This window comes from Polaromonas sp. P1_E11 (assembly GCF_056405995.1).
Window position 1 is genome coordinate 1,371,279 of the sequence record NZ_JBFUBA010000001.1, and the last position, 13,406, is coordinate 1,384,684.

Here is a 13,406-nt window from a genome sequence, read left to right on the forward strand (position 1 = left end):
CGCTCCTTAAGATAGTTGCCAATAACTCCAACCGCTTCAAAGCCCATTCTTCATGACCCGCCAACCTCTCCCCGGCCACCCCCATTTCGCTTACCGCGATACCGAGCTGTTTGTTGAAAATGTCCGGCTTGGCGATCTGGCCGCGGCACACGGCACGCCGCTGTTTGTGTATTCCAAGGCGGCCATGCTTTCGGCGCTGGCGGCTTACCAGCGTGGCTTTGCAGGGCGCAACGCACAAATTTGCTATGCCATGAAAGCCAACTCCTCCCTCGGCATCCTGCAGGCGTTTGCCCGGGCAGGTTGCGGCTTCGACATCGTTTCGGGCGGAGAACTCAATCGCGTACTGGCCGCTGGTGGCGAAGCCCGGAAGATCATTTTTTCAGGTGTGGGCAAAACCCGCAGTGAAATGCGCCAGGCCCTGAATGCCGGTATCGGTTGTTTCAATGTCGAAAGCGAAGCCGAGCTGGACGTGCTGTCCGGGGTGGCTCTCGCCATGGACATGCGTGCGCCGGTCAGCATTCGCGTCAATCCCGATGTCGACCCCAAGACGCACCCGTATATTTCCACGGGCCTTAAAGACAACAAGTTCGGCGTGGCGCACGAAGACGCGCTGCGCATCTACCGGCACGCGGCCTCACTGAAAGGTTTGCAGGTCGTCGGCATCGACTGCCACATCGGCTCGCAAATCACCGACACCACACCGTATCTTGACGCCATGGACCGGGTGCTCGACCTGGTAGCGGCCATTGAAGCCGCGGGCATCCCGCTCGAACATATCGATTTCGGCGGCGGCCTGGGCATCAACTACAACAACGACACCCCTCCCGAAGCCGACGCGCTCTGGCAGCAGCTGCTCGCGAAGATCGACGCGCGCGGCTACGGCAGTAAAAAATTGATGATCGAGCCGGGCCGTTCGCTGGTCGGCAATGCAGGGGTTTGCCTGACGGAAGTGCTCTACGTCAAGCCGGGCGAGCACAAGAACTTCTGCATCGTCGATGCAGCGATGAACGACCTGCCGCGCCCCGCGATGTACCAGGCTTTCCACGCCATCGTGCCTGTATTGGCCGGGGGCAAGACCGCCGAAGCGACGTATGACGTCGTGGGCCCGGTCTGCGAAAGCGGCGACTGGATAGGCCGCGACCGCGTGTTGTCTGTCGCGGCGGGTGACCAGTTGGCCGTGATGTCGGCAGGTGCGTACTGCATGAGCATGGCCAGCAACTACAACACACGTGGCCGGGCCGCTGAACTTCTGGTTGATGGTGGCGAAGTGCACCTCATACGCCGCCGGGAAACCGCCGAGGACCAGATGCGGCAGGAACAGCTGGTAGCGGGTTAATCCGGAACCACGCCCGGGGCAAGCGCGCGCCTCATCGGATCAGTGTCGATCAGCGCACACCGCTATCATTATGATAGTGGTTGCGCACATCGTATATGGGCTTCAACCTCTTTTTCCTCAAGAACTGCTGCACGCGCCAGCCGAGCAGTACGGCGATGATCGCGGCGTAAACAAACACTTCGGCAAAATTGTTCTTGCCGGCGCGCATCCAGAAAAAATGCAGCAGCCCCAGCCCGGCGATCAGGTAGACCAGCTTGTGCAGCCACTGCCAGCGTTTGGCACCCATGGCTTTGATGGCCGCATTGAAGGACGTGGCCGCCAGCGGTGTCAGCAACACAAAGGCCGAAAATCCGACCAGGATGAACGGCCGCTTGGCAATATCTTTGGCAATATCGGCAAAGTCAAAGCCCATGTCGAACCAGCTGTAGCTCAGCAGGTGGATGACTACATAGAAATACGCGAACAGCCCCAGCATGCGCCGAAAGCGCGCCAGTGCAGGCGTGCTGGTGATGACCCGCAGCGGCGTGACCGCCAGTACGATGCAGATAAAGCGCAGCGTCCAGTCGCCCGTGGCGCGGATCAGCGCCTCAGCCGGGTTGGCGCCCAGCTGGTTGGTGAAGGCGCCGTAGAAGAGCCAGGCAAAGGGCAGCAAACAGACAAGGAACAGCACCGGTTTGGCCGCAGGGTGTAGCAAGTATTTTTGCGCTGTCGACATCACAGCAATCCACCGCCGGGTCGACCTACATCGAAACGCAGCGCAGCGTGCGCCCCAAACAAGCAGGGGCCGCGGAACCGGCTTTGCCGGGCCGCAGGCGCAGCGGCCCCCTCGGGGGGCAGCGCAGTACGCGAAGCGACAAGCGTGGGGGCCATATCAGTCAGAAATTCTTCTTGAGGTCCATGCCAGCGTAAAGCTGGCCCACCTGCGCCTCATAGCCATTGAACATCAGCGTTTTGCGCTTCTTGGCAAAGAGGCCGTCTTCACCGATACGGCGTTCGGTGGCCTGGCTCCAGCGCGGGTGATCCACATCAGGGTTCACGTTGGAATAAAAGCCGTATTCCTGCGCAGCAGCCTTGTTCCAGGCGGTGCGCGGCTCCTTGTCGGTAAAGCGGATCTTGACGATGCTCTTGCCGCTCTTGAAGCCGTACTTCCAGGGCAGCACCATGCGCACCGGCGCACCGTTCTGGTTGGGCAGCACTTCGCCATACATGCCGAAAGCCAGCAGCGCCAGCGGGTGCATGGCTTCGTCCATGCGCAGGGCTTCCACATAAGGCCAGTCGAGCACGCGAGAGCCTACAAACGGCATGGTCTTGGGATCGGCCAGGGTGACGAATTCAACGTATTTGGCGTTGCCGAGCGGCTCGACCTTCTTGATGAGTTCCGACAGCGAATACCCCACCCACGGGATCACCATGGACCAGCCCTCGACACAACGCAGGCGGTAAATACGCTCTTCCTGCGGCGCCAGCTTTAGCAGGTCTTCGAGCGTGTAGGTCCTGGGTTGCTTGACCAGGCCTTCGACAGCCACCGACCAGGGCTTGGTCACCAGCGTGTGGGCGTTCTTGGCTGGGTCGGCCTTGTCGGTGCCGAACTCATAGTAATTGTTGTAGGTGGAGGCGTCTTTGTAGTCGGTGATCTTTTCCATGGTCACCGCACCGGCCACCGCCGATTTGCCGCCGGCCAGCGCCGCCAGCTTGCCGGGTTTTTGTACCGTCTGTGCCATCGCCTGGCGGCCCGCCCAGCTGGCCATGGCCGCGCCCGCGGCACCTGTGGCCATCAGCTTGATCAGGTCGCGGCGGCCGTGGTAAACGCCGCGTGGCGTAATCTCGCTGGGAACGAGGTGGTCGAAACCATCGGCATGGGTCTTGATGAGCATGTGAGTCCTTGAAATCCGTTGAGGGTTAGTCTGAATACGCAGCAACTTCTTACAGGGATTCAGCCAGGGCTTCTAAAAGACTCGCCGGCAGCTACAAGGTTCCGTAACTGTGCAGTCCCGACAGGAACATGTTGACGCCCAGGAAAGCGAACGAGGTAACTGCCAGCCCGACCAGCGCCCACCAGGCGGCGACGGTGCCGCGCAGGCCCTTCATGAGCCGCATATGCAGCCAGGCCGCGTAGTTGAGCCAGACAATCAGCGCCCAGGTTTCCTTGGGGTCCCAGCTCCAGTAGCCGCCCCAGGCTTCGGCCGCCCACAAGGCGCCGAGTACGGTGGCAATGGTGAAAAAGGCAAAGCCGACGGCAATGGCCTTGTACATCACGTCATCCAGCACCTCAAAGCTGGGCAGGCGCGCAGCAATGCGCTTGCGGCCCAGCAAGATGCCCGCAGCGATCAGCCCCGACACGGCCAGGTAACCGACCCAGTAATAGCTGCCGCCCACTTCAGCCGGCGACTTGCTGCGAAACACGATGGGCACGAAGCACAGCACAACGCCCAGCAGCCACAGTGGCGTGAGCCGGTGCCAGCGCGTTTCACCGGCCTGCTGCTTGATGAGATAGGACAGCGACACCATGGCAGCGAGCGAAAACATGCCGTAGCCGATGAAGTTGGCCGGCACATGCAGCTTCATCCACCAGCTTTTGAGGGCAGGCACCAGCGGCTGGATTTCATGGGCTTCGCGTATCACGGTGTACCAGAGCAAAAAACCGACCGCGGCACTGACCACCAGCATCACGAAAGCGCCGAGAGCGCGGGTGTTGTACTGCGATTCAAAGTACAGGTAGAACGCCGCCGTCATCCAGCAGAACAGCACGAACACCTCGTACAGGTTGCTGACGGGGATGTGCCCGACGTCGGCGCCGATCAGGTAGCTTTCGTACCAGCGCACCAGCGTGCCGATCAGCGCCATGCCAATCGCCACCCACGCAATTTTGGAGCCCAGCGACTCCAGCGTGCTGCTCTGGTCTTTGGCGAACATGCCCAGCCAGTAAAAAATCGTGCTCATGAAGAACAGCACGCTCATCCACAAAATGGCCGACTGGCTTGACAGGAAATATTTGAGCCAGAACACCTGTTCGGCGCGCGCCAAATCACCCTGGTAAGAAGCGATGCCCAGCAGTGCGAAAGCGCTGACCACCATCATCAGCACCCGCAACGGCCGCCAGAACCAGCCCATGGCGATAGCCGCCGGAATGGCCGCAAACAGGATGCCTTTTTCATAGACATCCATGAAGCCGCTGTAACGGGCGAAGGCATACAGAAAGCCGCCGGCGACCAGCGCGGCAAATACCCAGTCCAGCACATTGCGGCGGGCGAAATAGCCCTCGTTCAGGCTCAGCGTACTGTCGCCACCCGCCTTCAGCGTGGTGGTGCTCACCGCGGTGTTGTTGATCGTGGAGGTATTCATAAAGGCGCCTGCAACAGTTTCGTTTTCAACATCTCAAACTCCTTGTCGCCGTCCATGGTCTTGCGGTTGGTCGACAAGGCCATGGTGGCCTGACTGTGGCTTTCGGCCGATTCTGGCATTGAACCCGCAACATTGCCATCTTCTGCCTGACCGCCCCCTGCGCCGCGCGGCGCCAGCCAGACCCAGACACGGCGTTCGCGCACGTACAGCATGGCGAACACGCCCAGGATCAGGAAGGCACAGCCCAGGTAGACGATGGTCTTGCCCGGTGCACGCGCCACCTGGAACACACTGGCCTGGACCTGGGTGAAGTCTTTCAGCTCAAACGCCATGGGCGCGGGATAGAAATTGGCGTCCGACAGGCTCAGCACCATTTGCGACATGAAGGCCCGTGTTTTTTCATCCTGGCCCAGCGGCTTGAGCCCCGCTTGTTCGCGGGTCATCTGCGTCAGCTCAAACAAGGCACCGTTGAGGATGCGGATCAGCACCTCGCCGGCGCGGTTGCGCTCGGCCTCGGGCACATTGGCTTCCATGAAATCAGAGATGGCCTGCAGGCCTGCAGCGGTTTTGGGCTTGCCCGTCGAGCCTTGCGCGGCGCCTGCTGCATCTGCAACGTCACCGGCAAAAAGAGCCAGCGCCCGCGACGTCGATGCGGCGAGCTGCTGCATCAGTTCCGGCCGCTCCCGGCCAATGGCCTGGCTCGCGTAGCGCCTGACCGCCAGCTCACGCTGCGCCGGATTGGCGAGCGCCGCGCGCAGCCGCAAAAAGGTCTCCATGCTGCCTTCGGCGTCCACCGGGATCCGGAGGTACTGGAAGGGTGCGGACGGTGTTTCGCGCACACCCATCAGGTAGACCGCCGGGCTGTCTTCCGCCGGGTCCGTCTTGACCGGCAGCATGTAGTTGTGGAATTCACGGGCCTGCCCGGAGGCATCGCGCAGCTTGTAGCTCACGCTGGGGCCTACGTTGCGCAGCTCTTTTTGCGTCACGGTCTTGTTTGCCGCACCCAGCCGCGTGTCAATCGCCTGGTGCAGGTCGACCTTGCGCACATCCGCGCCGGAACCCATGCTCCCGCCCGACGCAAAATTTTCCACGTTGATGACTCGCAGCGCGGTGTATTCGAGTGTCAGCTTTTCGGCGCCTTCGCCCTGCCCGTTGGTCAGACCGCTGGAGCCGCCAATCGTGCCCTGAATTTCAAACGGCTTGCTCGCCGCAGCCATCGGAATGGCCTTGAGCGTCACGCTGGAGCCGCCGTCGTCAAAGCTCGACTGATAAATCTCAATGCCGCGGTGATTGGCCGGGTGATTGACCTCCACCCGCGCCGGGATCTTTTCACCGGTTTCCTTGTCGTGGATGATGATGTCGCTGGCAAAGAGCTTGGGCATGCCGGTCGAGTAGTACTCAACGATGAATTTCTTGAGCTCAATGGAAAACGGCAACTCCTGCAGCAATACGCCGCCGGGCTGGTTCAGGATGGCGGTGCTGGACTGCGTGCCTTCGGCCACCAGCAGGTTGGCGCGAAACGTCGGGTTTTTGTCGCTGAGCCTGTGCTGGGCCGGCACGTCGGCAATCAGGCCGCCGCCGGCATAAATCGACTTGCCGTTCAGCCACATCTGCGCGCGCACGATCATGTCGCCGTCGAGCAGGCCGCCCACGCAGACCAGCACGATCGCGCTGTGCGCCGCGATGTAGCCCAGTTTGTTGGCCGCGCCTTTTTTGGCCGCCACCATCCAGCCGTTGCCGGCGCGCTGCTGCAGCTTCACCTTCCAGCCGCTTTGCACCAGCGTCTGGCCAATGCGGCGCGCAGCCGCTTCGGGTGACTCGGCCAATGCAGCCTCGGCACGATGGCCAAAGGCCTTGAGGCTTTGCTCCCGGACGTTTTCCTTGAGCTGGTTCAGGTCCGCGAAGATCTTGGGCGCGTTGCGCGCAATGCACAAGGAAGTAGAGACCACCAGAAAAGCCAGGATCAGCAGGAACCACCAGGCGCTGTACACGGTATTGAGGCTGAGCAGGCTGAACACCTGCGCCCAGAACGGACCGAACTGGTTCACGTAGTTGCCCAGCGGCTCCGCCTGCTTGAGCACCGTGCCGATGATCGATGCGATGCAGATCACCGTCAGCAGCGAAATGGAAAACCGCATGGACGACAGCAGCTCCACCGCCGCCCGCCAGCTGCGGGAGCCCCAATTGACCTTCATACCCTCGGTGGAAACTGTCATGCTTGAAATGGAACCTGCGGTTGGCTCAGGAAAGCCTGCGAACCAGAAAAAGAAGGGACAAAGAAAAAAGGCGGGCTTTCATCAGAAAGACCCGCCTTGGTGTGATTGGTTTTGGAGGCTTGGGTTCAATACTGCAGGCAACCTGCGGGTACTTTCAGCAAAAAAACGCTCGCCTGCCAGTCCTTTGCTGTACTTTGCTTAACGCAGGCCGGCAATGTAGTCGGCCAGCGCACGGATTTCACGATCATTCAGCTTGGCAGCCACCTGGCTCATGGGCAGGCTGTTGCCGCGGCCGCCGTCACGGAAAGCCGTCAACTGCGTCACCGTGTACTCAGCATGCTGGCCGCTCAGGCGGGGATACTGGGAAGGAATGCCGGCGCCCGTGGGGCTGTGGCAGCCCGCGCAGGCTGCGATCTGGCGGTCCTGCACGCCGCCGCGGTAGATCCGCTCGCCGAGTGCGACCAGTTCCTTGTCTTTGGCAAAGCCGGTTTTGGCTTTCTTGGACGTCGCCCAGTAAGCGATGTTTTTCATGTCGTCTTCAGACAGTGCAGCCGCAAAGCCTTGCATGATGGGGTTCTTGCGCTTGCCGGCCTTGAACTCCTGCAGCTGCTTGACCAGGTATTCCGGGTGCTGCTGCGCGAGCTTGGGGTTGGCAGGGGTGCCGGAATTCCCGTCAGCACCGTGGCAGCTGGCGCAAACTGCGGTGAAGCTGGCCTCGCCCTTGACCAGATCAGGCTTGGCAACCTTGGCCGGGGCTGCTGCAGGAGCCGAAGCGGCGCCATGTGCAGGTGCGGCTTCGCCGGCAGCAAAAGACGACACAGCAGGCACGGCCAGCAAGGCGGCCAGGAGAGAAGTAACGAACAGCTTCATATCGGGGGTTTTAATTGGTTGGCGCACAAAACTTATAACTTTCTGATTTTACAATGGCTTCAGGGCACCCCCGATTATTCGGGTCTTGCCGCGGCAACGGGCCAGCAGCTCCGCACCGCCTCAGCGCTTAACGGGTTCCGCCCCCGAAGCCATTGCTCCCTCCAACGCATGCCGGTAGCGTGCAACCGATCTCCAGGGACCGCCCGATCATGACCTCACCCTCTCCGTCCAAACAACCTGTAGCCGCAACCGGCGTGCCCGATCCCAAAATCGCGATGGGCTGGCTGCACACTGCCAAATTTCTCACGACAGCGCCCGAGCTCAAGCACCTGCCCCGTGTCGACGTGCCGGAAATCGCCTTTGTCGGCCGTTCCAACGCCGGCAAATCCACCTGCATCAACACGCTGACGCAGCAACACCGGCTGGCGTTCGCCTCCAAGACGCCGGGCCGTACGCAGAGCATCAACCTCTTCAGCCTGGGCAAACAGGGTGTGACGGACGCCGTGCTGGCCGACCTGCCGGGCTACGGCTATGCGGCCGTGCCCAAGGAAGCCAAGTACCGCTGGCAGCAGGTGATGGGCAACTATTTGCAGACGCGCGACAACCTCAAGGCCGTGGTGCTGCTGTGCGACCCGCGCCTGGGCCTGACCGAGCTCGACGAAATCCTGCTGGACGTGATCCGGCCGCGGGTGGAAGACGGCCTGAAGTTCCTGGTGCTGCTGACCAAGTCCGACAAACTCAACAAGACCGAAGCGGCCAAGGCGCTGTCCATTGTGCGACTGCAGGCCGGCGGCGGAGACGTCAAACTCTTTTCTTCGCTGAAGCGCCGCGGTGTCGAGGAAGTCGCCCAGCATTTGTGGGACTGGGCCCATCCGGCAGAGAAGCCGGTAAAACCCGCCAAACCAGCGCCTGAAGAGCTGCCTGAGATCAACGACTGAGCAGTTTCAGCCGCAGTGGGTGCCGGGGCCTTGATTTTTTAAGGAAAAGCGGCTTTAACCCAACAGGAACGGGCGCGAGCAGCTATAAAAAATATAGCAAATGATAGCCACCAGCTTGCACATATTGCCCCACGGCATCACATTGTCTTGCCGGACTGCGGGTGAAAAAGGCCGCCCTGTCCTGATGTTCCTGCACGGCTTTCCGGAAGCCGCTTTTGTCTGGGACGGCTTGCTGGAACACTTTGCGCGGCCCGAAAACGGCGGCTTTCGCTGTGTGGCGCCCAACCTGCGCGGGTTTGAACATTCCAGCGCACCGCCGGACGTGGCCGCCTACCGGCCCAAACACCTGGTGCAGGACATTGCAGCGCTGATTGCGCTGGAAGGTGGCCAACTGGAATGCCTTGTGGCCCATGACTGGGGCGGCGCGGTGGCCTGGAACCTGGCTGCGGCTCATCCTGCGCTGATGAAAAAGCTCGCCATCATCAACTCGCCGCACCCCGGCACTTTTCTGCGCGAACTGCAGCATTCGCCGGCGCAACAAGCCGCCAGTGCCTACATGAACTTCCTGATTCGCCCCGACGCCGAAGCCTTGCTGGCCGAAGACGACTTTCGGCGGCTCTGGGATTTTTTTGCCAACATGGGCGCGGTCGATGGGCCGCACGCGTGGCTGACCGAAACCGTCAAGGACCAATACCGCGAAATCTGGCGCCTGGGCCTGACAGGCCCCTGCAATTACTACCGGGCTTCGCCCTTGCGCCCGCCCCGGCCCGGGCCGCCGCACAACGACCCGGCGGCCGCCGCAGTAAACATTCCGCGTGACATGCTGGAAGTCCACCTGCCAACGCTGGTGCTCTGGGCGCTGGGCGATACGGCCTTGCCGCCCGCGCTGCTGGAAGGCCTGGGCGACTATGTGCCGCAGATGGATTTACGCCGCATCGAAGGCGCAACCCACTGGATCGTGCACGAGCAGCCCGCATTGGTGGCGGCCCACCTGCAGGATTTCCTGCGCCGCTAGATTGCTATTGATTTAATAGCCGACCGCGCTCGCCCCACCTGGCCACAAGGCATTTTTTCCTAAATTTCCGACCCCAACCCGCCCGCCGTCAATACAGGGACGGTTCGCCTTCGGGCCGGGTTTTAAAGCGCTTGTGCACCCAGTAGTACTGGGCGGGCATGGTGTTGATGTAGTCCTGCAGCTGCGCATTCATGCGCGCGGTGTCGGCCACCGGGTCGTCGCTGGGGAAATCCGCCCAGGCCGGCAGCACCTCCACCTCATAGCCCGTCGGGGTGATTCGGGGCAACAGGGGCAGCACCTTGGCGCGGCCCAGGCGTGCAAATCGAGACAGAGACGGGACCGTTGCGGTTGGTATGCCGTAAAAAGGCACGAACACCGAATCGTCGGGGCCGAAGTCCATGTCGGGCAACAGGTAAAGCGGCTGCCCTTCCCGAAGCGCAGCCACAATGGGCTTGACGCCGTCACCCCGGCCAAAAAGCCGCAGGTTGCCAAAACGCCGACGGCCCCGCAGTATCCAGCGGTCCACCAGTTTGTTCGACTGGTCGGTGTAAATGGTGGTCGAGGGCCGCGGCATCTGCAGCGCCACACCGGCCCATGCCGCATCCAGGCCGACGAAATGCGGCAGGAATATCACCGTGGGCTCATTACCTTCCAGTTCCTGCACGGCACCCGTTACCCTAACGCGCCGCTGCACCCATGCCTGGGGTGCATGCCAGAGCCAGGCGCGGTCCAGCCAGGCCTGGGCAAAAAAAACAAATGTCAGCACCGTGAGGCGGCGCCGTTCTGCGGCCGGATAACCAGGAAAGCACAGCGCGAAATTGGTGGCCACCACGCGCCGCCGTGAGCCCACCACCGCATACAAAATCCAGCCGAACAACACGCCCAGGCCGCGGGTCCAGGACAGCGGCAGCAGGGCCAACACCCTCATGAAAGCAATGCCGCCGCGGGTCACGATCCGGCTGGCCATCTGGCGGGGAGTCTTCAAAGGGATGTTTCCTTGCGTGGTGTCTTGTAGCGCGCGTAACCCCACAAATACTGGCCCGGCTGGCTCAGCACAATGGCTTCGATCGCCCGGTTGATCTGTGTCACCCCATGCAGCAGGTCGGCGCGCGCGCCGGAATCCGAGGCGTCCATCCCCTGCACCGGTGGCCATATCTTGAGGAAATACCCTTTGCCGCGGGCCAGGCGCTCGCAACTGACGGGCAGCAGCACCGCACCGCTTTGCAGCGCCAGCCGAGCGGCCAGCGTCATCGTGTAGGCCGGCTTGCCAAAAAACGGCGCCCATACGCCCAGGCCTTCAGGTGGTACCTGGTCTGTCAGCAAGGCCACGGCCTGGTTGGCTTTGAGGGTTTTGTGCATGAGGCGAATGCCACTCAGGGACGCGGGCACGACGGTGAGGTTGGCCCGGTCGCGCGCCAGGCGTTCCAGCCGGGCCAGCCAGGCCTTGCGCGCGGGCCGGTAAATCGCGGTGATGGGCCCATACAGTTCGGCGAGCGCCTGAGGGCCCAGCTCGAAGCTGCCGCAATGGGGACCGAAAAAAATCACACCGCGGCCCTCGGCAAAAGCCTGCTCCGCATGCACCTGGCCTTCGACGCGGACATTGCCCAGGCAGGATTCCGAAGCCGGCCGCATCCACAGCTTGGGCAGTTCGGCAATAAAGCGCCCAGCCTCGGCAATCGCCGGGCGGGCGACCACGAATGGCAGCCCGGCCTGCGCCACATGCGCCCTGAACTGTGCGCGATAGCGCGGGCTCAAGCCCCACACCAGCCACCCCAGCATGCCGCCCAGCGCATGCAGGGCGGCCAGCGGCCAGAGGGAAAAGAAACGGAACAACCAGGGCATGAATCAGGTGAAAGGGGTATCGAAAGGTTACGCCGGCCAAAAAAACAGCCGCCATATAATGTTGGCTGTCGCCGAGTTACTGAACAACTTGCAGGGCGACATTAAACCAAACTGCTAAAGCGTTCGCCGAGGCATTCCAGGCCGGCAACGCGCCGACAAACTTCATGGAGTGTACGCAATGGCGAACGATTTTCTCTTTACATCCGAATCCGTCTCTGAAGGCCATCCCGACAAGGTCGCCGACCAGATTTCCGACGCGATCCTTGACGCAATTTTCAAACAGGACCCGCGCAGCCGCGTCGCCGCCGAAACCTTGACCAACACCGGCCTCGTCGTGCTGGCCGGCGAGATCACCACCAACGCGCATGTCGACTACATCCAGGTCGCCCGCGACACCATCAAGCGCATCGGCTACGACAACACCGAATACGGCATCGACTACAAGGGTTGCGCCGTCATGGTCTGCTATGACAAGCAGTCCAACGACATCGCCCAGGGCGTGGACCATGCTTCCGACGACCACCTGAACATCGGCGCCGGCGACCAGGGCCTCATGTTCGGCTATGCCTGCGACGAAACGCCGGACCTGATGCCCGCGCCGATTTATTACGCACACCGCCTGGTCGAGCGCCAGGCACAGCTGCGCAAAGACGGACGCCTGCCTTTCCTGCGCCCTGACGCCAAGAGCCAGGTGACCATGCGCTATGTGGACGGCAAACCCCACAGCATCGACACCGTGGTGCTGTCGACCCAGCACAGCCCCGACCAGAGCGACACCGCGCACAAAATGAAGGCCTCGTTCACCGAAGCCATCATTGAAGAGATCATCAAGCCGGTGCTGCCCAAAGAGTGGCTCAAGGACACCAAGTACCTGATCAATCCGACCGGTCGCTTCGTTATCGGCGGTCCTCAGGGTGACTGCGGCCTGACCGGCCGCAAGATCATCGTCGACACCTACGGCGGTGCCTGCCCGCACGGCGGCGGCGCGTTCAGCGGCAAAGATCCCAGCAAGGTGGACCGTTCGGCCGCCTACGCAGCCCGCTACGTGGCCAAGAACATTGTGGCCGCAGGACTCGCACGCCAGTGCCAGATCCAGGTGGCGTATGCCATCGGCGTAGCCCGCCCCATGAATGTGACTGTTTACACCGAAGGCACCGGCGTGATCTCCGACGAGAAACTCTCGGCTCTCGTCAACGAACACTTTGACCTGCGCCCCAAGGGCATCATCCAGATGCTGGACTTGCTGCGCCCCATCTACGAAAAGACGGCAGCCTACGGCCACTTCGGCCGCGACGAGCCGGAATTTACGTGGGAACGTACCGATAAAGCTGCTGCGCTGCGCGCTGCAGCCGGCCTGTAAGGCCGCTGGGCAACGCCCGGTATCGGTAGGTGGGCGACACTCATATCGCGCAGCGATGTTAGTGGCGACCAAAAGACGGACAAGGCAGCTGCGCTTCGCGCGGCTGCGGGCCTGTAAGGCCCTGAGCGAAGCGAGCTTATCTGGCTTTCAGCGCAGGCTCACTTCGCGCAGCGAAGTCAAAACCTAAGAGGTCCCTCCCGCTCGCTAATCCAGGAGATCGACCCCGCGCAGTTCAACCGCGCGTGTACGGGCTTTTCCCGACATGCGGGGTATTGCCCAATTCTTCGGAAGGCGCGTTGTCGGCCTTGGGCTGCGCGATGGTCTTGTTGGTGCCCTCTCTGCCGTATTCCTCGGCAGATATGGGGTCAGGCCGTGCGGCTGACCCGTTCTTGCGGTCACCATCACTCTTTGGATCGATGCGTTTTTTCAGACCCATCTTGCGTCCTTCGTGTCGCTGAACGTCAGGTTACAAAGCTGCCGGGATCCG

At 61.8% G+C, this 13,406-nt stretch carries 13 protein-coding genes; 5 read left to right on the top strand and 8 right to left on the bottom strand.

Features of this window, described 5'->3' with window-relative positions; genetic code table 11:
* Positions 1-52: 52 nt before the first annotated feature.
* Positions 53-1,336 carry a diaminopimelate decarboxylase gene (gene lysA / locus AC1D11_RS06730; protein ID WP_477649292.1) on the top strand — a complete coding sequence of 428 codons (1,284 nt, stop codon included), beginning with the start codon at positions 53-55 and terminating at the stop codon, positions 1,334-1,336.
* 49 nt (positions 1,337-1,385) lie between these two features.
* Here the strand turns inward: lysA and AC1D11_RS06735 are convergent, their stop codons facing one another.
* The 4 genes from AC1D11_RS06735 to AC1D11_RS06750 all read right to left on the bottom strand — a co-directional run bounded on the left by AC1D11_RS06735 (position 1,386) and on the right by AC1D11_RS06750 (position 6,894).
* Positions 1,386-2,051, bottom strand: coding sequence for a protein-methionine-sulfoxide reductase heme-binding subunit MsrQ (locus tag AC1D11_RS06735; protein ID WP_477650973.1), 666 nt, complete (start codon positions 2,049-2,051; stop codon positions 1,386-1,388).
* 160 nt (positions 2,052-2,211) lie between these two features.
* Positions 2,212-3,210 carry a protein-methionine-sulfoxide reductase catalytic subunit MsrP gene (gene msrP, locus AC1D11_RS06740; RefSeq protein WP_477650974.1) on the bottom strand — a complete coding sequence of 333 codons (999 nt, stop codon included), beginning with the start codon at positions 3,208-3,210 and terminating at the stop codon, positions 2,212-2,214.
* A 91-nt stretch (positions 3,211-3,301) separates the two neighbouring features.
* Positions 3,302-4,678, bottom strand: coding sequence for a c-type cytochrome biogenesis protein CcsB (gene ccsB, locus AC1D11_RS06745; RefSeq protein WP_477649289.1), 1,377 nt, complete (start codon positions 4,676-4,678; stop codon positions 3,302-3,304).
* A complete protein-coding gene (locus AC1D11_RS06750; protein WP_477649288.1) occupies positions 4,675-6,894 on the bottom strand; it encodes a cytochrome c biogenesis protein ResB in 2,220 nt (739 codons plus the stop codon). Before AC1D11_RS06750 ends, ccsB begins: the two co-directional genes overlap by 4 nt.
* Here AC1D11_RS06750 and AC1D11_RS06755 point away from each other — a divergent pair.
* Positions 6,893-7,096 carry a hypothetical protein gene (locus AC1D11_RS06755; protein WP_477649287.1) on the top strand — a complete coding sequence of 68 codons (204 nt, stop codon included), beginning with the start codon at positions 6,893-6,895 and terminating at the stop codon, positions 7,094-7,096. The two genes, AC1D11_RS06750 and AC1D11_RS06755, sit on opposite strands and share 2 nt — an antisense overlap.
* Here AC1D11_RS06755 and AC1D11_RS06760 read toward each other — a convergent pair.
* Positions 7,093-7,764, bottom strand: coding sequence for a c-type cytochrome (locus AC1D11_RS06760; RefSeq protein ID WP_477649286.1), 672 nt, complete (start codon positions 7,762-7,764; stop codon positions 7,093-7,095). The two genes, AC1D11_RS06755 and AC1D11_RS06760, sit on opposite strands and share 4 nt — an antisense overlap.
* A 209-nt stretch (positions 7,765-7,973) precedes the next feature.
* Between AC1D11_RS06760 and yihA the strand changes: the two genes are divergently transcribed.
* The gene (yihA, locus tag AC1D11_RS06765; protein WP_477649285.1) at positions 7,974-8,702 is read left to right on the top strand and encodes a ribosome biogenesis GTP-binding protein YihA/YsxC; all 729 of its coding nucleotides are present in this window, start codon (positions 7,974-7,976) and stop codon (positions 8,700-8,702) included.
* A gap of 100 nt (positions 8,703-8,802) precedes the next feature.
* On the top strand, positions 8,803-9,717 hold the full coding sequence (locus AC1D11_RS06770) for an alpha/beta fold hydrolase (RefSeq protein WP_477649284.1): 915 nt from the start codon (positions 8,803-8,805) through the stop codon (positions 9,715-9,717).
* Positions 9,718-9,805: 88 nt separating this feature from the next.
* Here AC1D11_RS06770 and AC1D11_RS06775 read toward each other — a convergent pair whose 3' ends face one another.
* A complete protein-coding gene (locus tag AC1D11_RS06775) occupies positions 9,806-10,702 on the bottom strand; it encodes a lysophospholipid acyltransferase family protein (protein WP_477649283.1) in 897 nt (298 codons plus the stop codon).
* Entirely contained in the window at positions 10,699-11,559 is an 861-nt protein-coding gene (locus AC1D11_RS06780) for a lysophospholipid acyltransferase family protein (RefSeq protein WP_477649282.1), read from the bottom strand. Before AC1D11_RS06780 ends, AC1D11_RS06775 begins: the two co-directional genes overlap by 4 nt.
* A 178-nt stretch (positions 11,560-11,737) precedes the next feature.
* Between AC1D11_RS06780 and metK the strand changes: the two genes are divergently transcribed.
* Positions 11,738-12,919, top strand: a complete 1,182-nt coding sequence (gene metK / locus AC1D11_RS06785) for a methionine adenosyltransferase (RefSeq protein WP_477649281.1) — start codon at positions 11,738-11,740, stop codon at positions 12,917-12,919.
* Between the two features lie 232 nt (positions 12,920-13,151).
* Here the strand turns inward: metK and AC1D11_RS06790 are convergent, their stop codons facing one another.
* A complete protein-coding gene (locus AC1D11_RS06790) occupies positions 13,152-13,355 on the bottom strand; it encodes a hypothetical protein (protein ID WP_477649280.1) in 204 nt (67 codons plus the stop codon).
* Positions 13,356-13,406: the final 51 nt, after the last annotated feature.